The following is a 21,786-nucleotide window of genomic DNA, read 5'->3' on the forward strand; positions in this document are numbered from 1 at the left end:
GCACTCCTGATGGCAAATACCTGCCGTCAAGAATACGAAAACTTGCCAAACCCCTCCACGCTATTGCGCGATGAACCAAATTCAATGCCGAGAACAATTTCGCGGTCGATAGCTTCACCGTCGCCTCGGGCGCCCGGTTGAGCACGTCCTTCTATGAGTTCGAAAGCCGCGCCAGGCCTTTCAGCAACCAGGGCCAGGTCTACGTGCTTCCGGGCGCCACCACGGCCATCAAGGGCGATTACGTCCAGTCGCGCGGCGCCAGCCTGGAGCTGGGCGTGTCCAGTCTTCTCGGTATGCCGCTGTACGGGCGGCTGGCGGTCCAGGGCAGGGCCAGCTTCGAGGATGGCACGGGGCTCTTCGTCAACGTGCTCAACGGCGACGCGCTGGGCAACGGAAAGACCCTGGCCTCGGTGATCAGCGCCACCACGCTGGAAGCGACGGATCGCACCTTCGTCACGACGGACAACAGCGAATTGTTCAACTTCAAGACCATCGTCAATGCCGATGGCACGGTGGACCTGCGCACCGTCGTGGACGAAGGTTCGGGCGGCGGTTCGCCCGTGAATTCCGGCGCGCCCAGCCGCGCGGTCTCCAACCGGGTCGCGGCGCAGGGCTTCGGCCAGGGCCTGGGGGCCGCGCGAGTGCTCGATGGCCTGCTGGCAAGCGGCGACAACACTGGCGACATGGCCACTGTGGTGGGCGCATTCGGCAGGCTGGGCAGCCAGCAGCAGGTGGCCGACGCCGTCGTGCAGACGCTGCCGCTCATGAGCGCCAGCCTGAACCAGGTGTCGGTCAGCGGCATGCAAGGCGTAAGCCGCGTAGTCCAGGCCCGGCAGAACGGCATGACCGGCCTGTCGTCCGGCGAAGGATTCCTTGCCGACAAGAACGTGTGGTTCAAGCCGCTGGCTTCGTATGCCGATCAGGACAACCGCAATGGCATGGCCGGCTATCGGGCCGATACCTATGGCTTCGTGCTCGGCGCCGATGCGAAGGTAGGGGAAGCCAGCCGCCTGGGCATGGGCTTTGCCTACGCGAGATCCGACGTGAAGGGCAAGTCCACGGCGGACACCAACAGCGCCGACATCGACGCCTACCAGCTCCTCGCCTACGGCAGCCACGGCCTCGGCGCCTGGCCGAATGCCTGGGTGAGCTGGCAGGCGGACGTGGGCATCAACCGCAATGACGGCCGGCGCTCGATGCGTTTCGGCGGACTCGATCGCACGGCCAAGTCGGATTTCGACAGCACGACCGCGCATCTGGGCGCGGCGATCGGGCGCGGATTCCAGGTCGGCGAGGACACGAGCTTCACGCCGTCGCTGCGCACGGACTACTTCCGCATTCACAGCGAGTCGTACACGGAACGGGGCGCCGGCGCGCTGAATCTGCGCGTGGGCTCGCAGACCAGCGAACAGTTGATCGCCATGGTCGAGGGCCAGTTGCAGCACCGGCTGACGGACCGCGCCTCGCTGACGGCCAGCCTGGGCGTGGGCTATGACATGCTGGGCGAAGGCAACAGCATCGCCTCCAGCTATGTGGGCGGCGGCGCCGCCTTCCAGACGCCGGGCGTCGAGCCTGCGCGCTGGATCGGCCGCGCGGGCCTGGGCCTCGCGTTCCAGGCCGCGGAAAACACCCAGGTTACGGCGCGCTATGACCTGGAGGCCCGCAGCGGCCTGGCGGCCCAGACGGCGTCGATCAACGTCCGCTGGGCGTTCTGATGCGCTTGCCGGCCGTCCTGCTGGCCTGCGCATTGATCGCGGGCTGCGCGGGCACGGCCGTGCAGGAGCGGCGGCAGGCCGCCGCGCGGGTCGCGCAGCAGGCGGGCTGGCAAGGCCTGGAAATGGACGCGGGGGCGTTCGTCCTGGCCGCGTTCGTGCCGCCGGGGTTGTCGCGGGCCGGCACGTTGACGGTGTATATCGAGGGAGACGGGGCGGCCTGGGTGGATGCCGGAACGCCATCGTTCGATCCGACGCCGCGCGATCCGCTGGCGCTGCGGCTGGCCATCGGCGATCCGCGGCGCCAGGCGGTCTACCTGGCCAGGCCGTGCCAGTACGTCGAGGGGCCCAGCCGCCGCCATTGCGAGGCGCATTACTGGACCGCGGGGCGTTTCGCGCCCGAGGTCGTCGCCGCCAGCGGACTGGCCATCGACCGGTTGAAAGCGCGCTATGGCGCCACGCGGATCGAACTGGTGGGCTATTCCGGCGGCGGCGCGGTGGCCGCGCTGCTTGCCGCGCGGCGCTCTGACGTCGCGCGCCTGATTACCGTGGCCGCCAATCTGGACACGCAATCCTGGACTACGGACCTGGGCCTGAGCCCCTTGCGCGGCTCGCTGAATCCCGCCGACGAGTGGCGGGCGCTGTCGGCGATACCGCAGCGGCATTACGTGGGCGCCAGGGACCGGGTCATGCCGCAGGGCATCGCGCGGTCGTATGCCAGCCGTTTCCCCGCCAGCGGCAAACCGGAGATCGTCGTCGTTCCGGACTTCGATCATCGGTGCTGCTGGGAGCAGGCGTGGCCGGCATTGCTGGACGGCTTGCCGCGAGCGTCGGGCGCGGAGCGCTAGAACCACACCGCGGTGACGAGCAGCGCGCAGCCGGCGGTGGCGGCTGCGGCCATGGCCACGGCCAGGCGGACCGCGAGCTTCCGTTCCTTGCGGCCCACGTTGGGGTTGGCGTCGTTGGCGGACCGTAGCTGTTCCCACGTCGATGCGCTGCCGGCTTCGCGGCTTTGGGTGGCGGCGGCATTGGCGCTGGCGCGCGAGATGCGGATAAGCCTGAGCGCGGGATAGGCCAGGACCGCTCCCGCCAGGAACAGGACGCAGGCGCCGGCCGCGCCGGCCGTGTAGGCCGAGCCGCCGCGCGCCGCGAAAAGAACGGCCGCCGCAAGCAATCCGATGAAGTTCAGGCCGGCCAGGGCCTTGAGCGCCTGCACTCCCCAGACGCCGGTGGCTTCTTCGGAGAAGTCGCCGACGGACTGCCAATAGGCGGCGTCCTTGGAGGACGCCTGGAAAAAGAATTCCAGGTCCCGGAGCAAGGCGTCGCCGCGCCTGTCGGCGGGAAGGGCGTCCCGGTGCCATTGGATGGCGAAGTTCCGGCTTCGGTCCGCATCCGCGTGATGCGCGGCCGCCCAGGTCCGAGCCAGGCACACCGCGTCGTCGGCGCTGAGTTCACCCGCGTATACAGCTCTGTCTCTCATTGTGAGCATCCCCATATATGGGATAGTTTACGGCGCCGGCGCGGGCGGCGAGATGCGCTGCGTCAAGCGCGCGCGGTGGACCGGCGGTAGCAGACTTCCAGCAGGCTGTTGCTGCGCAGGGTGATGATCAAGTCGGCACGCGGCCCGGCCAGGGCGCTTGCGGACAGGAGCGCGGCCGCCAGGGTGACGATCCAGTTGGGCAGAAGAAAAAGCAGGTCCCAGCCCGATAGGCGGGGGCTGCAGGGCTGTTTGCGTACCTGGCTGGTCAGGCCATGCGCCCGGCAATGCTGCTGGATCGCGGCCACGGTTTCGCTTATGTCGCCGACGTTTTCCAGGAAGAACCGTTCATGGCGGAGCAGGATGCGTGCAAGCTCGCCGGGCGGCAAGCGGCTCTGGAAATAGGTACGCGCGTTGGCCATCGAGGGTTCCTGCGGTGCGAAACCGGGTTTGCTTGCGGCCAAGCCGGTTTGCGGTTTTTGGCCACAGTCTAGCCGTTTCGCGCGCGGGCCGGCAATGCGCAAACAGCTCGCTCGCATTTGCCCGGCCGGAAACGGCCACGAGACACAAAGCGATCGAGGAATCGATGGCCGAATCGGCCTTGGCGGCCTGCTGTTACGGCTCCGATTCCGCGGCTCTGTGCCTGGCGGGCGGAGCGCCCGCGCCGCACACTTTCCGGGTCGCCGCCACGTCCGCGCGGATCGAGAGGATGCTCCATGCGCTACCGTTATGTCACCGCCGATGTTTTCACCCACCGCGCCTATGGCGGCAACCCGCTGGCGGTCGTGCTTGGCGCCGAGGGGCTCGCCGCCGCGCAGATGCAGCGCATCGCGCGCGAATTCAATTATTCGGAAACCAGCTTCGTCCTGCCCGCCCGCGATGCCGCGCATACGGCCTGGGTGCGCATCTTCACGCCCGACCGGGAGGTGCCGTTCGCCGGGCATCCGAACGTGGGCACGGCGGTGGTGCTGGCGCGCGAGTGGCAGGCGGCGGGGCGGCCCGTGCCGGATGCCTTCGTGTTCGAAGAGGAGGCGGGCCTGGTCCGCATCGCGCTGCGGGCGGGCGCGCAGGGCGTGGAGGGAGCGGAACTGCTGGCGCCGCAACCGCTGTCGCGCGGCGGCGTGGCGCCGGTCGCGGCGGTGGCGCGGGCGCTGAAGCTCGGCGTGGCGGACATCGACACGTCCGAGCATCCGCCGCAGGTGGTGTCGGTCGGCCTGGCGTTCCTGGTCGTGCAGTTGGCGAGCCGCGACGCCCTGCGGCGCGCCGCGCCCGACTCGGAGGGCTACGCGGCCATGCTGCCGCTGGACGGCGCCAAATCCATCTATGTCTACACCACGGACACCGCGGGCGATCCGCGGACAGACGTCCAGGCCCGCATGTTCACCGGGCGCATGACGGAGGATCCCGCCACCGGCAGCGCGACGGCGGCCATGACGGCGCTGCGCGCCGCCTTGCGCGGCGACGGCGTGTTGCGCCTGCGCGTCGGGCAGGGCGTGGACATGGGCCGCGCCAGCCTGTTGTCGGCCCACGCCGAGCCGCGGGCCGACGGTGTGTGGGCGGGCGTGGCGGGCCAGGCCGTGGCGGTCATGGAGGGGACCTTGCCGGCGCCCGACCTGGCCTGAGAGCGGCGCGGCGGCTGGCGGCCTGTTGGCGGCCGCGCCGGCCTCCTGTATGCTTGCGTTCATGGAAGCCCCGCATTTCGCGCCGTTGTCCGGCGCCTCCAACCGACGAATCACTCGACGCCTGCGTTGAGTGGCTGGTCGCATCCGCGCTGAATCTTCAGCGCTTTTCCCCGAAAGCCACGATACCCCTCGTGGCTTTTCTGTTTCCGGCCGTTCTTCCCGCTATCGAGGCGTATCGCAAGGCTTTCGTTTCCCCTACCAAGGAACGAAGCATGAGTTCTCAAGATATCGCCATCCGGCCCTACCATCCTTCCGACGAAGCCGCGATCATCCAGTTGTGGCGCGACTGCGGCCTGACGCGCCCGTGGAACGACCCGCAGAAGGACATCGCCCGCAAGCTGACGGTGCAGTCGGACCTGTTCCTGGTGGGAGAGGCGGACGGCGCGATCGTCGGGACGCTGATGGGCGGCTACGACGGCCACCGCGCCTGGATCAATTACCTGGCGGTGTCGCCGGCGCACCAGCGCCGCGGCCATGCGACGGCGCTCATGCGCGCCGTCGAACGCAAGCTGCTGGAGATGGGCTGCCCCAAGATCAACCTGCTGATACGGTCCGGCAATATCGCGGTGAAGGATTTCTATGAAACGCTGGGGTTCCAGCAGGACGAAGTCATCAGCCTGGGCAAGCGCCTGATCCCGGACCTCTGACGGACCGCGGGCCGGGCGCCTGCCGGCAGGCCCGTCAGACCGCCACGGTCAGGTACACGGCTTCGCGGCCGACGATGGGCATGCGCGTCGGCATGAAGATCGTGCAGTCGTCGCAGGGCGAACGGATTTCCTCGGTGCCGTTCATGGCGATCAGTTCGTCCTTGCCGAAGGTCTCGAAGCCGATGACCGGGCGCGTGAAGGTGAAGTCCGGCGACTTCACCATGTGCACTTCGAGCAGGCGATAGCGCCGCGGGGCCGGGGGCGGCGCCGTGCCGGCCGGGGCGTCGATCAGGCCCAGGTGCGCCAGGAAGCGCAGCGTGACGTCGGTGGCGAGCGCGGCGGCGGACTGCGCGAAATGCTGGCCGCATTCGACCACCAGCGAGCCGCCGCTGTCGGATTCCGGATCGCCGTGGCGGCCATAGCCCATGACGCCCGTGCCGGGGAAGATGCCCGGGGGCATCACGAGGTGGACTTCCGGCGTGCCGACGGCGCTGGCGAGCGCGGTGTTGCGGTCCATCTCCGTGTAGACCCAGAACGGCTGCACCGGCGCGCGCGTGGAGTGGATGTCCAGCACATAGTCGGCGGCGTCCAGCACGGGGCGCAGTTCCCGGGCGCGGCGCAGTTCGGGGCTGTCTTCCGGTCCGTCCAGCATGTCGTCCGACCAGATGCGGTTCAGGTTGTGCACAAGCTGGCGGTTTTCATAGGGGTTTTCGATGTCGAAGGCCTGGTAGGCCTCGACGTGCGCGAAGCTCACCGTCAGCGTGCCGATCTTGGGCCGCACGCCGCTGTCCAGCAGGTGCGTAGCGGCCACCATGCCGCAGATTTCGTTGCCATGGGTGATGGCGTTGATCAGTACGTGCGGGCCGGGCAGGCCCGACTCGAAACGATGGACGTAGGGAATTCCGACGTTGCCCTCGCGGTAGGCCGCGAGGTCGCGCGGCAGGACTTCCAGCGGAGCGGTGTCGGGTTCGAAAGCGGGAGTGTTCATCAGGGTCGGGCCTATTCAGGACGGATGCCGGCGCGGTCGATCAGGTCTTTGTACAACGCCAGGCGCTCGGACATCATGGCGGTGAACTGTTGGGGCGTCTGCGCTTCGAGGGGCAGGACGCCTGCTGTTTCCAGGGATGGTGGCTGCCGTCCTGAAAGCCTCTTGTGGGGATGGCGTGTTTGGTCTACTTTGCAATGAAGATTGCAGATTGAAATATAAGATGCAATGCGCGTTGTGAGATTTGGGGTTATCACCTAGGGCCTGTCCATACCTATGAATTTGAACCAGCGCATCGCCAGCTATGGCAGGAAACTCAGCAAGACCGAGCGCCTGCTGGTCGAGGAAATGCAGGCGCGCTATCCGCAAGGCCTGCTGGAATCGGCGACGGCGCTGGCGAAGAAGGTGGGAACCAGCCCGTCCACGGTGGTGCGCCTGCTGGCCAAGCTGGGCTATGAAAGCTATGCGCAGGCGCAGATGGAGGCGCGTTCGGAAGTGACGGCGCGGCTGGCCTCGCCCGGCGAGCGCGCCGATGCCGTCGGCGCGGACAACCCTACGGCGCGCGCCTGCCTGAACAACGCCTTGCTGCATGACCTGCACAACCTGAAGGAGACGTTCGCATCCATCGACGCGGCGGCCTTCGAATCGGCGGTGCGCCTGCTTACGCAGCGCAAGGCCAGGGTGCACGTGCTGGGGTTCCGGCAGGCCGCGCCGCTGGCGAGCCACGTGGCGCTTTACCTGAACATGTGCCTGCCCGCCGTGAAGCCGATGGCGGCGGCCGGCCCGCTGTCGCTCGAAGACCAGTTGCTCTGGATCGACGAGGCCGACGTGCTGCTGGCGTTCACGTTCAGGCGCTACTCCGTCGCCACGGCCGGCGCGGTGAAGTATTTCCGGCAGCGCGGCGGCAAGGTGGTGCTGATCACGGACTCGGCTTCGGCGCCCGCCGCCGCCTCGGCGCACCATGTGCTGGTCGCGCGCAGTTCCAGCGCCTCGCCCTTCGATTCCTACACGGCGGCGTTCTCCGTCTGCAATGCGCTGCTCGCGGCGGTGGCCCAGCGCCGCAAGCAGGCGCTGGGCGATGCGCTCGAACGCGGCGAGGGACTGTGGGACGCGCAATGGATACGGTCTCCGGGCGCCGAGTAGGCCGGCGCGCAGCGGTCTGAAAAACGGCTGGATCGGGGCGTTTTCAGCGCTTGCAAGATGCGCTCGCACTAGCTGTTCTAGTGCTTGATTACCCCTTGAAAACATTGCTTTCCAAGGCGATTTATTTTTGGCATATTGCGCCCGGATGAGCACATTTCAGGAGGGTGGCATGGGCGCGTGGCCGCGGCGTCAGATCGATGGCTTCCAGGTGGAATGCCAGGTCGTCAGGCTGGACGACGGCGTGCTGGCGATCGAGGTCGCCGTCTGCCGGGCCGAGGCCGCGGACGATGTTCCGCGGCGCTGGTCGCTGCCGCGCTTCGTGACCTTCGCGGACGCGGGGATTGCGCTGCGCCATGCCGAACTGGTGCTGTCGGGCATCGTATCGATCGACGAGTCCACGGGCGAACCCCGCTACGGAATTTTGTAGCAGGAAGTGCAATCCGGCGCGACGCCTCCGGCAGGTTTTGTTTCGTTTGGCACAATCGTGTGCCTTGCGCTGGCGGATTTGCCCGGTACATTGGTAGAGTAGGTGACAACAACAAGGAGAGTTCCATGCTTGATACTTTTCCTGTCTTGCGTCGCGCCGGCCTGGCCGCCGTGACGATCGGCGCGGCCGGCCTGCTGTTTGCCGGCTGCACCACCACCAGTCCCAAGTCCGCCGCGACCGCGAGCGAGCAGCGCCAGTCCCTCAGCAGCGCGGCCGATGCGACGCTGGGCAAGCTCTATGAAGCTTCGCCCCAGTCCAAGGACCTGGTCGCGCGCGCCAAGGGCGTGCTGGTCTTTCCCGACGTGTTGAGCGGCAGCTTCATCGTCGGCGCGGAACATGGCAAGGGCGTGTTGAAGGTGGGCGGCGCGAACGCCGGCTACTACAGCACGACGGCGGGTTCGATCGGCTTCCAGGCGGGCGCGCAATCCAAGGCCATGGTGTTGCTGTTCATGACCGACGAGGCGCTCAACAAGTTCCGCAACAGCAGCGGCTGGACCGTGGGCGCAGACGCCACGGTCGCGGTCGTCAATATCGGCGCCAACGGGCGCATCGATACGAATACCGCCCAGCAGCCCGTCGTGGGGTTCGTGATGAACAACGGCGGCCTGATGGCGGGCGTGTCGCTGGCCGGCACGAAGATCTCCAAGCTGGATCTCTGATCGGGCCTTGCCCGTAAAAGCGAAACGCCGCGGATTTCCTCCGCGGCGTTTCGTTTTGCCGTGCCGCCGCGCCGGCGGCTCAGCCGATCAGCGAGTCGCCGTTGTTGCGCACGGCGCTTTCGCGCTGCATTTCGGCCGCTTCTATTTTCGGATCCAGGCCGCGCCAGCGCCTGATCCGGCCGCGGTTCTCCTCGGGCTCCCAGCCCAATATGCCGTAGCGCGTGATTTCGGTTTCGCCCGTGTCGTATTCCACTTCGAAGTAGCCCTGACGATCGGGTAGCGTGCCGCCAGGGAACCAGTCGGTTTCAGGCATGGTGTGCTCCTTGCTAGACGATGGGAGGGAGGCCGGCGCGGGCTCGGCGGCCCGCGCCGGCGCTTTCATTGTGGGCTGGCCCGGACGATCCCGCAAGCGGCGGGCGGAATTGGCCGGGGCGCTTCAGGAGAGCGGCACCGCGGTGGTGTAGAGCACCTGCTTCAGCGCGAAGCTGGACCGGATGCTGGCCACGCCGGGGATGCGGGTGATGTGTTCGACGATGAGGCGTTCCAGCGCGTCGACGTCGGGAACCAGGGCGCGGATCAGGTAGTCGGCATCGCCCGACATCAGGTAGCACTCCATGATCTCGGGCAGCACGGCGATTTCGCGTTCGAATACGTCCAGCGCGGCCTTGCGCTGCTTGTCCAGGGATATCTGGATGAACACATTGACCTTCAGCCCCAGCTTGCGCGCGTTGAGCAGCGTGACGCGGCGGTCGATCAGCCCTTCGGCCTCGAGCCGGCGGACCCGCGCGAGACAGGGCGACGCCGACAGGTTGACGCGGGCCGCCAGCTCGACGTTGGTCAGGCGCGCGTCGCGCTGGAGTTCGTTCAGGATACGGATGTCAGTGGCATCTAGGTTGATTTCCAGCATAAGTCACCTGGTTGTCTTCAATCGGCAGTTCGGATGTGCTGAGTATGCCGTTTATCGCAGTGAATTGAGGTGAAATGTGCTGGGGTTTACCCTATAGACTATTCCTTCGTTTGGCCATTCGGCCAAAACGCGGAATATTCATGCGGTAAGTCGAGCAGTAATGAGTCAGCAGAGCAGGTGGGTCAGGTTTTTGCCGCTGGTGGGCGCGGTGGCGGTCTGGGGCGGCAATTGGCCCGTCATGAAACTGGGCTTGGCGCACATGAGCCCGCTGTGGCTGGCCGCCAGCCGCTTCGGATCCGCCGCCGCGATCAGCGTGCTGGTGCTGGGCCTGCTGGGGCGCCTGCGCCTGCCCACGCGCCAGGAGCTGCCGCTGGTGGCGGGCGTGGCGCTGCTGCAGATGGGCGCGTTCACCGCGCTGGCCTTGTGGGCGATGCAGTATGTGGCGCCCGGACGCGCGTCCGTCATCGCGTACGCCACCTCCATCTGGGTGATCCCGCTGTCCTCGCTGGTCCTGAAAGAGCGCCTGTCCTTGGCCCAATGGCTGGCGACGGCGCTGAGCTACGCGGGCATCGCCGTCATCGTCGCGCCCGCCTTCAGCCCGTGGCAGGCGCACACCGTCATCGGCCTGGCGATGCTGCTGGGCGCCTCCTTCGCCTGGGCGTGCAACATCATCCAGTTGCGCGGCAGCCGCCACGTCCGGCTGGGGGCGGAAATGATCCCGTGGCAGACCGCCATCGCCGCCGTGCCGCTGGCCGCGCTGGCCTGGATGCGCGACGGCGCGCCGGCGTTCCTCGCGGTGCCGGACGCCTGGCCCGTGATCCTGTACACGGGGCCGCTGGCCACGGCGCTCACTTTCATCGTGGTGCTGGGCATGACGCAGAAGATGCCGCCGGTGGCGACCTCGATCGCGATGCTCTGCGTGCCGGTGATCGGCTTGCTCGTGTCCGCGCTGGTCTTCCACGAACGCATTTCGGCCGACCTGGCGCTGGGCCTGGCCTTGATCGGGGCGAGCGTCGCGGCGTCCGCCGCGGCGGCCCGCTACGGGCGTCCGATGCTGTTGCGCCCGTCGTAGATCGTCCCCGGCCCGCGCGAGGCGCCTTTCGGCGCCGGCAGGCCCTAGAATGGCAGGCGCCGGGGAGGGCCCGGCTTCATGCGGGCGTGCGGCGGATATGGATTCGTTATATGTGTTGGTCGTGGCGGGCGCCATGACGGCGGGTTTCGTGCAAGGCCTTTCCGGTTTCGGTTTCGGCATGGTGGCCATGTCGTTCTGGGCCTGGACGGTGGACCCCAGGCTCGCGGCCGCGATGGCGGTGTTCGGATCGCTGACCGGGCAGTTGCTGGCGGCGTTCACCGTGCGCCGCGGCTTCGCGGCCGAGCGTCTGCTGCCGTTCGTCGCGGGCGGATTGCTGGGCATTCCGCTGGGCGTCAAATTGCTGCCGCACCTGGACCCCTTGGTGTTCAAGGCTTGCATCGGCGGGCTGCTGGCGATCTGGTGTCCGGTCATGCTGTTCGCGACGCGCTTGCCGCGCATCGCGGCGGGCGGGAAGGTGGCCGATGGCGTGGTGGGGGCGGTCGGCGGGATCATGGGGGGCATCGGCGGCTTTACCGGCGTGATTCCCACGCTGTGGTGCACCTTGCGCCGTTTCGACCGGGACGTGCAGCGCTCGGTCATCCAGAACTTCAACCTCTCGATGCTGGCCGTGACGATGGCCAGCTACATCTACGCGGGCGTGGTCACCCGCGACATGCTGCCGCTGTTCGCCGTGATCGTGCCGGCGATGCTGGTGCCCACGCTAGTGGGCACGCGCATCTACGCCGGCATCAGCGATGCGGCCTTCCGCCGCATCGTGCTGGGCCTGCTGACGGCGTCGGGCGTGGCCCTGCTGGTGTCGTCCGTTCCCAAGCTGCTGGCGTAGGACGTGCTATCGTTGGAAGCTTCTAGAGAGAGTCACGCATGGCATTGCATCGTTTCCAGAAAGGCGAACTGGGTCATTGGTTGCGCGTCGTCGCCGACAACGGCGAACCGGGCGCCGAACAGACCGAAGTGCCCGAGCACGTAGCGACGGCGCTGGAGACCTTGCGTTGCATCGAAGCCGGCGCCGACGGGCGTTGGCTCATCACTGGCAAGGGCAGGCTTGCCCTGCGCATGGAAGAGCCGGGCGCCATCCACGTGAGATAGCGCCGCGCGGCGCGGCAGGCCCGGCTGGCCGGAACACAGAGCACGCGTATCGTCCCTCGGCTATGTCCGAAGGCCGCGGTATTGTTGCGTCTCGATCGCCAGCCGTACTGAATTCCGCACAATTTGCGAATGTTTTCGCAGTATTTCTCGCATTTGCGACCATTTGCCACCGGGTACGGGAATCTCCTGAGACAGAATGCGCGATTTGGTCGCTTTCGGCATATCGCGGGCATGGCGTCGCCAGTAAGATGAACTTGCGTGACGTTTGCAGGTCTATTCATTTGCGCGGGAAGAATGCTCCCGCAATGTCACGCGTGGTTCACGCGGTTTAGGTAACCGACTGGGAGGTAGCACATGCAGCATCGTGACCAGGAAGTACTGATCGACGTTTCCACGGCGGCCATGGATACCGGCGGATATGGCGTATTGCTGACGGTAACGGCCGAGGGCGGCACCGAAGTGGATGCCGCGTTTTCCCACTTGGGCAACTGCGCTTCGTTGGACGAAGCACGCGACCGCGCGGAGATCTTCGCGCAGAATTGGGTAGAGGAAAACATCTTCCGATAGGGCATCCTGCCCTGGATGGAACTGATCAGCGGGACCGGTCTGTGCGTGCATGAAACTACGGAGAATGCTCAACGATTTGCGGCGAAAATTTCGGTTATCGTTGCTGCTCCAAAACCTGGGGCCCCGATCGGGCATGCGCCGTTCCAAGATGACTGCCGCACAGACCAATTCCACTCTCGCGGCCCACATCCGCGCATTGCGCGAACATTTCGATTCCGTCATCCTGCCCATGTGGATGGAGCAGGGATTCAATGGCGCGTTGGGCCTGCCCTTCGAATCGCTGGATTCCGCTTCCGGCGCCCCGCTGCCGGCGACGCGCTATCGCGCCATGGCCTGTGCGCGCCAGTTGTACGTCTTTTCCGAGGCGCCGGGCGCAGCCGCCGCCAGGCACGCGGATACGCTCTTCGAATCGCTGCGCCGTGTGTTCCGCGACGAGAAGCATGGCGGCTGGCGCTACAGCGTCGACGCCGAGGGGCGGCCGCTCGATGAAACCCAAGACCTGTATACGCACGCGTTCGTCGTGCTGGCCTGCGCGGCGTACTTCCGCCAAAGCCGCAACGCCGACGCGCGCAAGCTCATGCTGGCCACGGCGTCGGCCATCGAGGCGCGCTTCAAGACCACGGATTCCCTGTATCACGCCGCGCTGAGCGCGGACCTGGACCAGCCCTTGCGCCTGCCGGCGCAGAATCCCATGATGCACCTGACCGAAGCGTATCTGGCGGCCGCGCAAGTGGCGGAGCCGGCGCTGTTCGCGCAGCGCCTGCGCAGCCTGGCGCAAGGCATCAGCCACCGCTTCGTGCACGCGCCCACGCAATGCATTTCGGAAGAGCGGCAGGGCACGGCCGGCAACCGGCTGGAACCGGGGCACCAGTTCGAATGGCTGTCGCTGGTGCAGGGGTCGGCGCCGGTGTTCGAAGGCCTGGACCTGGCGGAATCGCTGCCGCGCGCCGTGCAATGGTCCCGCAGCCATGGCGTGGACGAGGGCGGCGTGGTGGCGTCCCTGGACGAATCGGGCGCCGTGATCGACGACACCCGCAGGATCTGGGCGCAGACCGAATACCTGCGCGTGTTGGCGGTGCAGGGCGATCTGCCCGCGCTGGCCGCCGGCCTGGCCGCTTTCCGGTCCCGTTTCCTGCATCCCGGGGGTTGGTACGAATGCCTGGACGCGGGCGGGAAGGTCGTGCGCCCCGACATGCCTTCGACTTCGCCCTACCACCTGGCGACCTGTCTGTCGGCGCTGCCAGACGTTGTTTAATTGCGGCGTTAACAATTATTTGCGGTCCTATAGACATAAAGCGATAGAAAAGCATTGGTGAAATCCCTTACAATTTGGTAACTATGTTTGTGGGGAAGCATCAATGAGCGTTATGTGCTTGGCTTGCCAACGCATTAACCCGGGGCTTGCTGGCGTTGCGCCGCATGCCCAACTCGGACATCAAGGATTCACCAATCCAACCCAGAGAGGGCGCGAGGAAAGCCGCGAGGACCATTTCCGCTGCCTGAATTGCGGCGCCAAATGGCTGCGCGAAACCGACAAGTGGGGCGTCGACCTCGGCTTCAAGCTGGCGCCGTGAACATAGCGCCGCGCGATTGAAAACGGGCTCCGGAGGAGCCCGTTTTATTTGGAATAATAGGCCGGGGCCGGCGGGAAACCGGTGTTATCCCGGCGCGCCGGCCGCCAGCACGTCGGGATCGCGGCCGGCGGTCTCCAGCAGCCACAGCCGGAAACAGGCCAGCGCATAGTGATCGCGGCGCTGGGCCGGGGCGCACAGGTGGTAGCCGCGGGCGATGCGTATGGGCAGGTCGGGGAAGGGGGCCGCCACGCGCCCGGCCTGCAGGTCGTCGCGGACCAGGCAGCGCTGCAGGACGGCGATGCCCATGTCGGCCATGACGGCGCGCACCAGGATGGACACCTGGTCGAAACCATTGGACAGCTTGACCGATTCGCGGGGAACGCCGGCGGCGGCGAACCACTGCGCCCAGTTGTCCACGCCATTCGAGTGATACAGCAGCGCTTCGCCGAGCAGGCCGGCGGGCGTGTTCCAGAGCCCCTGCGCCCGGCGCGCGGCCAGCCGGCCGGGGTGGCAGATCACGACCATCTCGCGGCCGATCACATAGTCGGCATGCCAGCCGGGCCATTGTTCGGGCGTGCCCGACAGGATGCTGGCGTCGGGCGTGGCGCCCGAGAAGTCTTCGTTGCGGCGATACGCCGCGAAGCTGAGCTGGATGTCGGGGTGGCGCTGGTGGAAGTCGGGCAGGCGCGGCACCAGCCAGGCGCTGGCCAGCGTGGGGACCGAGGACAGCGTAAGGCGCAGCCGGCGGTCGTCGGCGCGCAGTTCGGCGCTGAGCGCCTCGATCGCCTGCAAGGGGGCCTGGGCCCCGTCGTACAGGCGGCGGCCGGTGTCGGTCAGGGTCAGGCCGTGGGCGTTCCGGTGCATCAACGGCTGTCCGAAATGCGCTTCCAGCCTGGCGATGGCGCGGCTGACCGCGCCCTGTGTGACGCACAGGGCCTCGGCGGCCTGCGTGAAACTGCCCAGGCGCGCCGCCGTCACGAAGGCATGCAGTTCGGACATGGATGGCGATTGCAGGCGCATCCAGCATGACCTTTGGTAATGAAAGAGTGCAATATAGTCGTTTGAAAGGGGACCGTAAAGTTCGGACACTGGCGGCCTTGTCGATAGACCTTCACCTTTCGGAGCCATCCCCATGTCCCGCCGCCTTTTCGGCCGGTCCGCGCGCTTCGCGCTCGCCGCCTTGTTCGCCAACCTGACCTTCGCCGGCGCCGCCCAGGCAGCCGACTATCCCGTCCGTCCGATCAAGCTGGTGGTGCCCTTCGCCGCGGGCGGTTCGACCGACATCGTGGCCCGCCTGGTCGCCGAGTACGCGGGCCGCGACCTGAAGCAGACCATCGTGGTCGAGAACAAGGCCGGCGCGGGCGGTTCGCTGGGCATGGAGCAGGTGGCGCGCTCGACGCCCGACGGCTACACGATCGGCATGGCCACCATGAGCACGCACGGCTCGAACCCGGCCGTCTACCGGAAGATGAACTACGACCCGGTCAAGGATTTCGTGCCGGTGGCCAACGTGGTGGCCGTGCCCAGCATCTTCGCGATCAACCCGAACGTCCCGGCCAAGAACATGGCCGAATTCGTGGCCCTGGCCAAGGGCGCGCCGGAACGCTACAGCTTCGCCTCGCCGGGCGTGGGCTCGCTGGGCCACGTGAACATCGAGAACTTCATGATGCTGGCCGGCATCGAGCTGCTGCACGTGCCGTACCGCGGCGCGGGCCCGGCGCTGAACGACGTGATGGGCGGCCAGGTGGACGCGATCACCGACAACCTGTCCTCGACCTTGCCGCAGGTGCAGGGCGGAAAGCTGCGGGCGCTGGCGGTGCTGGGCGCCGAACGCTCGCCCTTGCTGCCGGACGTGCCGACCTACATCGAACTGGGCTACCCCGACATGGGCACGGGCGGCTGGTTCGGGCTGGTGGCGCCCGCGGGCACCCCGCAGGCCGTGGTCGACCGCCTGAACCAGGCCGTCCGGGCCGCGCAGCAGGATCCGGAATTCCGCAAGAAGGCCGAGGACGTAGGTGGTACGCTGATGCCCACCACGCCCCAGGAATTCCAGGCGCAGATCGAGCAGGCCCTGGCCCGCTACGCCAAAGTGGCCAAGACCGCGAACATTCAGGCTGATTGACGATGACCCACGCCGACTTCGACGCAGTTTCCGTGCATGAACCGGCAGGCCCGGCATTGCCCCTGGTCTGCGATTCGCCGCATAGCGGCGAGCGCTATCCCGGGGATTTTGGGGCGGCGGCAACCCTGGCGCAACTGCGCCAGGGCGAGGACACGCACGTGGACGCGTTGTGGTCGGCGGCGCCCGCCCTGGGCGCGACGCTGATCGCCGCGAACTTTCCGCGCGTCTATATCGATCCCAACCGCACGCTGCAGGACCTGGACCCGGAACTGCTGGCCGAACCCTGGCCCGAGGCCCTGGATCCGGGCGAGAAGACCCGGCTGGGCAAGGGCCTGATCTGGCGCAGGATGGACAAGGCGACGCCGATCTACGACCGCAAGCTGACGCTGGCCGAGGTGCGGCACCGCATCCAGGCGTACTACCAGCCCTACCATGCGGCCCTGTCGGCGGCGATCCAGCGGGTGGTCCAGCGGTTCGGCGCCGTGTGGCACCTGAACCTGCATTCCATGCCCAACGACGCCTACGAGCGCCTGGGCCGCCAGAGCGAGCATCCGCTGGCGGACTTCGTGCTGGGCGACCGCGACGGCACGACGTGCGAACCGGAATTCATCGCGTTGATCGAAGCGGCGCTGCGCGACAAAGGGTATACGGTTGCGCGCAACGATCCCTACAAGGGCGTGCAACTGATCGCGCAGATCGGCCAGCCGGCCTTGAACCGCCATAGCCTGCAGGTGGAGATCCGCCGCCCGCTGTACATGGACGAGGCCACGCGCGAGCGCAATTCGGGTTTCGCGCCGCTGCAGGCCGACCTGTCCGACGTGCTTGCGCAGGTGGCGGCATACGTGCGGGCGCGCCAGGCCGCGCCGACTTAAGTTTTCAGATGACGGGCCGTAGTCTGTAACAGGAGCCGCGCCGCTTTCGGAGCGGCGATACGGAGCCGCCATGGCTGAGAAGATCATCAATGGGTTCTCGGTGGTCGCGTACGCGACGCAGCCCGAGGGACGCACGCCGCCGCGCGCCTTTCTGGAAACGCGGCGGCTCGGCAAGAAGGACGGCGCGGAAATCGAGGCGGGCGGCCAGGATGACGATTCCGAGCCGGACAACCAGGCGTTCGAGATCTTCGCGAGCCGCCGCTTCCGCAGCACCGTCGAAGCCATGTCGGCCGCGCGCAACGCGCTGGACCGCATCGAGGACGTGGACGCCGACGGCGTGCCGGACCACCTGCCCGAATAGCGGCGCGCGCGGGCGAGGCCGGCCGCCGCCCCATATTGTTATCCCGACTTTGTATTTGTCGAACCCCTGAGCGCAGGCCGATGATGCCGCATGGCAATCATCGCCATTCACAGTCTGCTCAAAAGGAAGGTTGATGAATACGAACGTCCATTCCGGCGCCCTGGCGCGGGGGCTCTCGCGTCGCGCGCTGTTGCGCGCCGCCGGCATCGCGGGGCTGGCCGCGCCGCTGGGCATGCTCGGGTCGCGCGTGCTGGCGGCCGGCGGCGCGCCGCGCGAATTCAAGATTGCATGGAGCCAGACCGCGGTCTGCCAGTCGCCCGTATCCGTGGCGCTGGAGCGCGGCTTCTTCGACAAGTACGGCCTGAAGGTCGAGCGGATCAACTTCAGCGGGTCCACGGATCAGTTGCTGGAGGCGATCGCGACCGGCCATGCCGATGGCGGCATCGGCATGGCGCTGCGCTGGCTCAAGCCGCTGGAGCAGGGCTTCGACGTCAAGCTGGCGGTGGGCACGCATGGCGGCTGCATGCGCCTGCTGACGGCGGCGGATTCGCCCGTCAAGAGCGTGAGCGACCTCAAGGGACGCCGCGTGGCCGTGTCGGACCAGGCCAGCCCGGTGAAGAATTTCTTCGCCATCCGCGTGGCGCAATTGGGCATCGATCCCGAATCGGTGGACTGGCGCCAGTATCCTCAGGACCTGTTCGGCGAAGTCCTGCGCAAGGGCGAGGTCGACGCCATCGCCGGCGACGATCCGCTGATCTACACGCTGCGCGAAGACAACAAGCTGCGCGAGATCGCGACCAATATCGAGGGCGACTACGAGAACCGCACGTGCTGCGTGCTGGGCTTGCGCGGCGACCTGGTGCGCAACGATCCCGAGGCCGCCGCGGCCATCTCGCGGGCGGTGATCGACGCGCAGCGCTGGACCGCCTCCAATCCGGACGAGACGGCCCGCATCTTCGCGCCCTACGTGCCCGGCAAGGTGCCGGCCGAGCGAGTGGCCGCGATCCTGCGCAGCCATAGCCATGGGCACGCGTCGACCGGGGCCGCGCTGCGCGAGGAGATCGTGGGCTACGCGAAGGACCTGAAGACCATCAAGGTGCTCAGCCCGGGCCTGGACATCGACAAGTACGCGCTGGCGGTGGTGCCCAATGTCCTCGGCTGACGTGCTGCCCGCGGCCGCGGCGGGCGGGAACGCGGCGCCGCGCGGCTGGCGGGTGTGGAAGACCGGCGTCGCGGCCGCGGCGCTGTGGGCTGGCGTGGGCGGCGTGACGCTGGCGTGGCCGAACGTGCAGGTGGGCTTTTCGTCCTGGGGCTACACGCGCGAATTCGGCGCGGCGGCGGTGGCGCTGGCGGCGCTGCTGTTGCTGGCGGCCGTGCCCGGCGCCGGCCGGCTGCGGCCGGTGCGCGCCCTGCACCGGGCCGGACCCTGGCTGTCGGCGCTGGCCGTGGCGGTGGGTGCCTGGGAGATCGCGACGGCCAAGCTCGCGCTCCTGCCCAGCCCGTTCTTCGCGCCGCCGCAATCGCTGATCGAGGTGTACGCCACCGACTACCAGCGCCTGGCCGACAGCCTGGCGAATTCGCTGTGGCTGCTGGCCAACGGCTTCCTGCTCGGCGCGGCGGCGGGATTCCTCACGGGGGTCGCGATCGGCTGGTCGCGGGGGCTGGGCTACTGGGTGCATCCCGTGCTGCGCTTCCTGGGGCCGGTTCCTTCCACGGCGCTGCTGCCGATGGCGTTTTTCTTTTTTCCATCGAGCTGGTCGGCCGCCGTATTCCTGATCGCGCTGGCGACCTGGTTCCCGGTCACGGTGCTGACCTGGTCGGGCGTGGCCGGAGTGAACCGGGCGTACTACGACGTGGCCCGCACCATGGGGGCCAGCGAATGGTTCCTGGTGCTGCGGGTGGCGATTCCGGCGGCGCTGCCGCAGGTCTTCGTGGGCTTGTTCATGGGGCTGGGCGCGTCGTTCTCGGTGCTGGTCGCGGCCGAGATGATGGGCGTCAAGTCGGGGCTGGGCTGGTATCTGTCGTGGGCGCAGGGCTGGGCGTCCTACGCCAACATGTACGGGGCGCTGATCGTGATGGCGCTGGTGTTCTCCGGGCTGATCAGCCTGCTCTTCCTGGGGCGCGATCGCCTGTTGGCATGGCAGAAGGGAGTCGTGAAATGGTAGGGGCGGCGGTGGCGGAAAGGCCGGATGCGCGCGGCGCGGCGCTGGCCGTGCGCGGCGTGAACCATCATTTCGATCTGGATGGCGCGGCCCTGCCGGTGCTCGACGGCATCGACCTGGACGTGAAGGCGGGCGAGTTCGTGGCCTTGCTGGGCCCCAGCGGCTGCGGCAAGTCGACGCTGCTGCGGCTGGTGGCCGGCCTGGAGCCGCCGGCCGAGGGCGGCCTGCTGGCGGACGGCGAGCCGATAGCGGGGCCGTCGCCGTCGCGCATCGTCGTCTTCCAGGACCCCACGCTGTATCCCTGGCGCACGGTCTGGAACAACGTGGCCCTGGGCCTGCAGGCGCGGGGGCTGCTGAAGGCGCAGCGCGGCCGGGTGGACGACGCCCTGCACCGCGTGGGCCTGAAGGCGTTCGGCCAGGCATATCCGCACCAGTTGTCGGGCGGCATGGCGCAGCGCGCCGCGCTGGCGCGCGCGCTGGTCAACGACCCGCGCATCCTGATCCTGGACGAACCGCTGGGCAAGCTGGATTCGTTGACCCGCATCGCCATGCAGTCGGAACTGGTGGAACTCTGGCAGCGCTCGGGCTTCACGGCCCTGCTGGTCACGCACGACGTGGAAGAGGCCTTGTTCATGGCGTCGCGCATCGTGGTGCTGAGCGAGCGGCCCGCGCGGATCAAGGCCGAGATCGTGAACGACCTGCCATACCCGCGGCACCGCGGAGATCCGCGCCTGGCCGAGCTGCGCCATCGCGCGCTGGCCCTGCTGGGGCTGGATGCGACGTGGTGAACACCGGAGGGCTGGCGCTCGCCGCCGTGGCGGCCGGCGCCGCCATGCTGGCGTGGTCGCGGTCCGCGCGGCGCGTTCCGCAGGCAGGCGCGGCGGGGCCGGGCCTGCCATGGCTGGCCGCGGGGGCGCTGGGCGCGGCGGGCGGACTGCTGGTCCTGGGATGGCGGCAGGCGCAAGGCGTGCCGGGCCTGCTGGGATCGCGCCTGGGGCACCTGGTGCTGGCGGTCGTGCTGGTCCTGCTGCTGGCGGCCGTGGGCGCGGCCTGGCTGCATCGGCGCCAGGCATCCGCGTCCGCCGCCGAGCGGCCCGCCTGGCGGCGCCTGGAAGCCATGCTGACCGGCGCGCTCGCGCTGCTGGCGCTGGTTTTCGGAACCGCGATATGGCGGTTGCCCGGCGAGGCGCTGGCGATCGCCCACTGGCCCTTCGCTTGGCGCTACGACCCGGACCTGCCCGTCAGCCCGCACACCTGGCGCCGGCTGTGGGCGGCGCTGGCGCAGACCGGGGCCGCCGCGGTCCTGCTGGCGGCCGCGCTGGCGGCGGGGCGTTGGCGCCTTGCGTGCCTGGCCGCCGCCGCCGCGCTTGCGCTGGCCGCGGACTGGCCGCGTCCGCAGATGCTGTTGACCGAAGCGAACCGCTCTTCCTATCAACGTTCCGCGCTGCCGTTCTCCGACGCCAATCTGCTGGACGGCGGGCGCCTGTACCAGGCGCATTGCGCCGCCTGCCATGGCGCGGCGGCCGACGGGCGCGGCGAGCGGGCGGCGGGGCTGCCGGTGTGGCCGAGCGTGCTGGGCCCGGCGCTGTTCGAGAACCGGCTGGAGGGCGACCTGCACTGGCGGGTGGCCGAGGGCGGGCAGGTTCCGTCCGGCCGGCCCGCGATGCCGGCGTTCGGGCAGGCACTGGATCCGCGGCAGATCTGGCAGGTGCTGGATTACTTGCGCTTGCGGGCGTACGCGGCGGGCGGGGGCGCCGGGATGCCGGCCGTTCCCGCGCCGGTCGTGGCGCTGGACTGCCGCGATGGGCGCGCAACGCGCCTGAGCGGATTGCGCGGATTGCCCCTGCGCGTGGTCGCGTATGCGCCGCGGGCCCCCGAGGAACCGCAGGATCCGCGCCTGCTTACCGTGGCGTTGACGCGCGACGGGGCGGGCCGGCCGGACGCGGACTGCGTGGCGGCCGGCGCCCAGGCCTGGGATGCGTACGCGCTGGCGGCGGGCGTGCCGCCGGACGAACTGGCGGGCGCGCAGTTCCTGGTCGACCGCCGCGGCTGGCTGCGGGCGCGCCGCCTGCCTGGCGCGGCGCCGGCCTGGACCAGCGCCGACAACGTCTGCGGGCCCGCCGGACGCATGGAAGACGGGTCGGCCGGCGGCCTGGGCGAACTTTTGCTGGCGATGGATCGTGCGCCCATCGCCTTGCCGGATATCCGCCGCGAACAGTAGGCGCGTATCCCAGCACATTCCAATCCTAT

At 68.3% G+C, this 21,786-nt stretch carries 26 protein-coding genes; 20 read left to right on the plus strand and 6 right to left on the minus strand.

What is annotated here, in order from left to right:
- Positions 1–137: 137 nt before the first annotated feature.
- Positions 138–1,715: an autotransporter outer membrane beta-barrel domain-containing protein gene (locus AVE30378_RS23950; protein WP_129244275.1), complete on the plus strand. Its 1,578-nt coding sequence runs from the start codon at positions 138–140 to the stop codon at positions 1,713–1,715.
- A complete protein-coding gene (locus AVE30378_RS23955; RefSeq protein ID WP_129244277.1) occupies positions 1,715–2,560 on the plus strand; it encodes an alpha/beta hydrolase in 846 nt (281 codons plus the stop codon). Before AVE30378_RS23950 ends, AVE30378_RS23955 begins: the two co-directional genes overlap by 1 nt.
- Here the strand turns inward: AVE30378_RS23955 and AVE30378_RS23960 are convergent.
- Positions 2,557–3,192 carry a hypothetical protein gene (locus AVE30378_RS23960; RefSeq protein WP_129244279.1) on the minus strand — a complete coding sequence of 212 codons (636 nt, stop codon included), beginning with the start codon at positions 3,190–3,192 and terminating at the stop codon, positions 2,557–2,559. The two genes, AVE30378_RS23955 and AVE30378_RS23960, sit on opposite strands and share 4 nt — an antisense overlap.
- A 62-nt stretch (positions 3,193–3,254) precedes the next feature.
- Positions 3,255–3,611 (minus strand): hypothetical protein, encoded by a 357-nt coding sequence (locus AVE30378_RS23965; protein ID WP_129244281.1) that lies wholly within the window; start codon positions 3,609–3,611, stop codon positions 3,255–3,257.
- Positions 3,612–3,905: 294 nt separating this feature from the next.
- On the opposite strand from AVE30378_RS23965, the gene AVE30378_RS23970 reads away from it, so the two are divergent.
- Positions 3,906–4,811, plus strand: a complete 906-nt coding sequence (locus tag AVE30378_RS23970) for a PhzF family phenazine biosynthesis protein (protein WP_129244283.1) — start codon at positions 3,906–3,908, stop codon at positions 4,809–4,811.
- Positions 4,812–5,083: 272 nt separating this feature from the next.
- Complete coding sequence (locus AVE30378_RS23975; RefSeq protein WP_129244285.1) at positions 5,084–5,518, plus strand: GNAT family acetyltransferase; 435 nt, start codon at positions 5,084–5,086, stop codon at positions 5,516–5,518.
- Positions 5,519–5,552: 34 nt separating this feature from the next.
- On the opposite strand, the gene AVE30378_RS23980 is transcribed toward AVE30378_RS23975, so the two are convergent.
- Positions 5,553–6,506 (minus strand): M14 family metallopeptidase, encoded by a 954-nt coding sequence (locus AVE30378_RS23980; RefSeq protein ID WP_129244287.1) that lies wholly within the window; start codon positions 6,504–6,506, stop codon positions 5,553–5,555.
- A gap of 273 nt (positions 6,507–6,779) precedes the next feature.
- On the opposite strand from AVE30378_RS23980, the gene AVE30378_RS23990 reads away from it, so the two are divergent.
- The 3 genes from AVE30378_RS23990 (at position 6,780) to AVE30378_RS24000 (ending at position 8,792) form a co-directional block, all read left to right on the plus strand.
- Positions 6,780–7,646 carry a MurR/RpiR family transcriptional regulator gene (locus AVE30378_RS23990; RefSeq protein WP_129244289.1) on the plus strand — a complete coding sequence of 289 codons (867 nt, stop codon included), beginning with the start codon at positions 6,780–6,782 and terminating at the stop codon, positions 7,644–7,646.
- Positions 7,647–7,815: 169 nt separating this feature from the next.
- Entirely contained in the window at positions 7,816–8,073 is a 258-nt protein-coding gene (locus AVE30378_RS23995) for a hypothetical protein (protein WP_129244291.1), read from the plus strand.
- A 125-nt stretch (positions 8,074–8,198) separates the two neighbouring features.
- On the plus strand, positions 8,199–8,792 hold the full coding sequence (locus tag AVE30378_RS24000) for a BPSL1445 family SYLF domain-containing lipoprotein (RefSeq protein WP_129244293.1): 594 nt from the start codon (positions 8,199–8,201) through the stop codon (positions 8,790–8,792).
- 79 nt (positions 8,793–8,871) lie between these two features.
- Here the strand turns inward: AVE30378_RS24000 and AVE30378_RS24005 are convergent, their stop codons facing one another.
- Both AVE30378_RS24005 and AVE30378_RS24010 read right to left on the minus strand, forming a co-directional pair.
- Complete coding sequence (locus tag AVE30378_RS24005; RefSeq protein WP_129244295.1) at positions 8,872–9,105, minus strand: hypothetical protein; 234 nt, start codon at positions 9,103–9,105, stop codon at positions 8,872–8,874.
- Positions 9,106–9,228: 123 nt separating this feature from the next.
- Positions 9,229–9,699 carry an Lrp/AsnC family transcriptional regulator gene (locus AVE30378_RS24010; RefSeq protein WP_102771617.1) on the minus strand — a complete coding sequence of 157 codons (471 nt, stop codon included), beginning with the start codon at positions 9,697–9,699 and terminating at the stop codon, positions 9,229–9,231.
- A gap of 160 nt (positions 9,700–9,859) precedes the next feature.
- Between AVE30378_RS24010 and AVE30378_RS24015 the strand changes: the two genes are divergently transcribed.
- The 6 genes from AVE30378_RS24015 to AVE30378_RS24040 all read left to right on the plus strand — a co-directional run bounded on the left by AVE30378_RS24015 (position 9,860) and on the right by AVE30378_RS24040 (position 14,019).
- Positions 9,860–10,771 carry a DMT family transporter gene (locus AVE30378_RS24015; RefSeq protein ID WP_129244297.1) on the plus strand — a complete coding sequence of 304 codons (912 nt, stop codon included), beginning with the start codon at positions 9,860–9,862 and terminating at the stop codon, positions 10,769–10,771.
- A gap of 97 nt (positions 10,772–10,868) precedes the next feature.
- On the plus strand, positions 10,869–11,615 hold the full coding sequence (locus tag AVE30378_RS24020; RefSeq protein WP_129244299.1) for a sulfite exporter TauE/SafE family protein: 747 nt from the start codon (positions 10,869–10,871) through the stop codon (positions 11,613–11,615).
- Between the two features lie 38 nt (positions 11,616–11,653).
- Positions 11,654–11,878, plus strand: a complete 225-nt coding sequence (locus tag AVE30378_RS24025; RefSeq protein WP_129244302.1) for a hypothetical protein — start codon at positions 11,654–11,656, stop codon at positions 11,876–11,878.
- Positions 11,879–12,232: 354 nt separating this feature from the next.
- Positions 12,233–12,445, plus strand: a complete 213-nt coding sequence (locus AVE30378_RS24030; RefSeq protein WP_006218759.1) for a hypothetical protein — start codon at positions 12,233–12,235, stop codon at positions 12,443–12,445.
- A 148-nt stretch (positions 12,446–12,593) separates the two neighbouring features.
- Complete coding sequence (locus AVE30378_RS24035; protein ID WP_129244304.1) at positions 12,594–13,700, plus strand: AGE family epimerase/isomerase; 1,107 nt, start codon at positions 12,594–12,596, stop codon at positions 13,698–13,700.
- A 103-nt stretch (positions 13,701–13,803) separates the two neighbouring features.
- On the plus strand, positions 13,804–14,019 hold the full coding sequence (locus tag AVE30378_RS24040; protein WP_129244306.1) for a hypothetical protein: 216 nt from the start codon (positions 13,804–13,806) through the stop codon (positions 14,017–14,019).
- An 84-nt stretch (positions 14,020–14,103) separates the two neighbouring features.
- Here the strand turns inward: AVE30378_RS24040 and AVE30378_RS24045 are convergent, their stop codons facing one another.
- Positions 14,104–15,039: a LysR substrate-binding domain-containing protein gene (locus AVE30378_RS24045; RefSeq protein ID WP_129244308.1), complete on the minus strand. Its 936-nt coding sequence runs from the start codon at positions 15,037–15,039 to the stop codon at positions 14,104–14,106.
- A 112-nt stretch (positions 15,040–15,151) separates the two neighbouring features.
- Here AVE30378_RS24045 and AVE30378_RS24050 point away from each other — a divergent pair, with 112 nt between their 5' ends.
- From AVE30378_RS24050 to AVE30378_RS24080, 7 genes are all read left to right on the plus strand, one after another.
- Entirely contained in the window at positions 15,152–16,141 is a 990-nt protein-coding gene (locus tag AVE30378_RS24050) for a Bug family tripartite tricarboxylate transporter substrate binding protein (RefSeq protein ID WP_129244310.1), read from the plus strand.
- 2 nt (positions 16,142–16,143) lie between these two features.
- Positions 16,144–17,013 (plus strand): N-formylglutamate amidohydrolase, encoded by an 870-nt coding sequence (locus AVE30378_RS24055; RefSeq protein WP_129244312.1) that lies wholly within the window; start codon positions 16,144–16,146, stop codon positions 17,011–17,013.
- Between the two features lie 70 nt (positions 17,014–17,083).
- A complete protein-coding gene (locus AVE30378_RS24060) occupies positions 17,084–17,374 on the plus strand; it encodes a hypothetical protein (RefSeq protein ID WP_129244314.1) in 291 nt (96 codons plus the stop codon).
- A 133-nt stretch (positions 17,375–17,507) separates the two neighbouring features.
- A complete protein-coding gene (locus AVE30378_RS24065; RefSeq protein WP_129244316.1) occupies positions 17,508–18,536 on the plus strand; it encodes an ABC transporter substrate-binding protein in 1,029 nt (342 codons plus the stop codon).
- The gene (locus AVE30378_RS24070; RefSeq protein ID WP_129244318.1) at positions 18,523–19,539 is read left to right on the plus strand and encodes an ABC transporter permease; all 1,017 of its coding nucleotides are present in this window, start codon (positions 18,523–18,525) and stop codon (positions 19,537–19,539) included. The genes AVE30378_RS24065 and AVE30378_RS24070 overlap by 14 nt, the downstream gene beginning before the upstream one ends.
- Positions 19,533–20,324 carry an ABC transporter ATP-binding protein gene (locus AVE30378_RS24075; protein ID WP_129244320.1) on the plus strand — a complete coding sequence of 264 codons (792 nt, stop codon included), beginning with the start codon at positions 19,533–19,535 and terminating at the stop codon, positions 20,322–20,324. The genes AVE30378_RS24070 and AVE30378_RS24075 overlap by 7 nt, the downstream gene beginning before the upstream one ends.
- Complete coding sequence (locus tag AVE30378_RS24080; RefSeq protein WP_244235128.1) at positions 20,318–21,757, plus strand: c-type cytochrome; 1,440 nt, start codon at positions 20,318–20,320, stop codon at positions 21,755–21,757. Before AVE30378_RS24075 ends, AVE30378_RS24080 begins: the two co-directional genes overlap by 7 nt.
- The last annotated feature ends 29 nt before the right edge of the window (positions 21,758–21,786 follow it).

The organism is Achromobacter veterisilvae, assembly GCF_900496975.1.
Taxonomy (GTDB): domain Bacteria; phylum Pseudomonadota; class Gammaproteobacteria; order Burkholderiales; family Burkholderiaceae_B; genus Achromobacter; species Achromobacter veterisilvae.

Excerpts from the sequence above, each read along its gene's own strand:
- AVE30378_RS23955 (WP_129244277.1), top strand. The coding sequence starts at position 1,715 with ATGCGCTTGCCGGCCGTCCTGCTGGCCTGCGCATTGATCGCGGGCTGC.
- AVE30378_RS23960 (WP_129244279.1), bottom strand. The coding sequence starts at position 3,192 with ATGAGAGACAGAGCTGTATACGCGGGTGAACTCAGCGCCGACGACGCG.
- AVE30378_RS23965 (WP_129244281.1), bottom strand. The coding sequence starts at position 3,611 with ATGGCCAACGCGCGTACCTATTTCCAGAGCCGCTTGCCGCCCGGCGAG.
- AVE30378_RS23970 (WP_129244283.1), top strand. The coding sequence starts at position 3,906 with ATGCGCTACCGTTATGTCACCGCCGATGTTTTCACCCACCGCGCCTAT.
- AVE30378_RS23975 (WP_129244285.1), top strand. The coding sequence starts at position 5,084 with ATGAGTTCTCAAGATATCGCCATCCGGCCCTACCATCCTTCCGACGAA.
- AVE30378_RS23980 (WP_129244287.1), bottom strand. The coding sequence starts at position 6,506 with ATGAACACTCCCGCTTTCGAACCCGACACCGCTCCGCTGGAAGTCCTG.
- AVE30378_RS23990 (WP_129244289.1), top strand. The coding sequence starts at position 6,780 with ATGAATTTGAACCAGCGCATCGCCAGCTATGGCAGGAAACTCAGCAAG.
- AVE30378_RS23995 (WP_129244291.1), top strand. The coding sequence starts at position 7,816 with ATGGGCGCGTGGCCGCGGCGTCAGATCGATGGCTTCCAGGTGGAATGC.
- AVE30378_RS24000 (WP_129244293.1), top strand. The coding sequence starts at position 8,199 with ATGCTTGATACTTTTCCTGTCTTGCGTCGCGCCGGCCTGGCCGCCGTG.
- AVE30378_RS24005 (WP_129244295.1), bottom strand. The coding sequence starts at position 9,105 with ATGCCTGAAACCGACTGGTTCCCTGGCGGCACGCTACCCGATCGTCAG.
- AVE30378_RS24010 (WP_102771617.1), bottom strand. The coding sequence starts at position 9,699 with ATGCTGGAAATCAACCTAGATGCCACTGACATCCGTATCCTGAACGAA.
- AVE30378_RS24015 (WP_129244297.1), top strand. The coding sequence starts at position 9,860 with ATGAGTCAGCAGAGCAGGTGGGTCAGGTTTTTGCCGCTGGTGGGCGCG.
- AVE30378_RS24020 (WP_129244299.1), top strand. The coding sequence starts at position 10,869 with ATGGATTCGTTATATGTGTTGGTCGTGGCGGGCGCCATGACGGCGGGT.
- AVE30378_RS24025 (WP_129244302.1), top strand. The coding sequence starts at position 11,654 with ATGGCATTGCATCGTTTCCAGAAAGGCGAACTGGGTCATTGGTTGCGC.
- AVE30378_RS24030 (WP_006218759.1), top strand. The coding sequence starts at position 12,233 with ATGCAGCATCGTGACCAGGAAGTACTGATCGACGTTTCCACGGCGGCC.
- AVE30378_RS24035 (WP_129244304.1), top strand. The coding sequence starts at position 12,594 with ATGACTGCCGCACAGACCAATTCCACTCTCGCGGCCCACATCCGCGCA.
- AVE30378_RS24040 (WP_129244306.1), top strand. The coding sequence starts at position 13,804 with ATGAGCGTTATGTGCTTGGCTTGCCAACGCATTAACCCGGGGCTTGCT.
- AVE30378_RS24045 (WP_129244308.1), bottom strand. The coding sequence starts at position 15,039 with ATGCGCCTGCAATCGCCATCCATGTCCGAACTGCATGCCTTCGTGACG.
- AVE30378_RS24050 (WP_129244310.1), top strand. The coding sequence starts at position 15,152 with ATGTCCCGCCGCCTTTTCGGCCGGTCCGCGCGCTTCGCGCTCGCCGCC.
- AVE30378_RS24055 (WP_129244312.1), top strand. The coding sequence starts at position 16,144 with ATGACCCACGCCGACTTCGACGCAGTTTCCGTGCATGAACCGGCAGGC.
- AVE30378_RS24060 (WP_129244314.1), top strand. The coding sequence starts at position 17,084 with ATGGCTGAGAAGATCATCAATGGGTTCTCGGTGGTCGCGTACGCGACG.
- AVE30378_RS24065 (WP_129244316.1), top strand. The coding sequence starts at position 17,508 with ATGAATACGAACGTCCATTCCGGCGCCCTGGCGCGGGGGCTCTCGCGT.
- AVE30378_RS24070 (WP_129244318.1), top strand. The coding sequence starts at position 18,523 with ATGTCCTCGGCTGACGTGCTGCCCGCGGCCGCGGCGGGCGGGAACGCG.
- AVE30378_RS24075 (WP_129244320.1), top strand. The coding sequence starts at position 19,533 with ATGGTAGGGGCGGCGGTGGCGGAAAGGCCGGATGCGCGCGGCGCGGCG.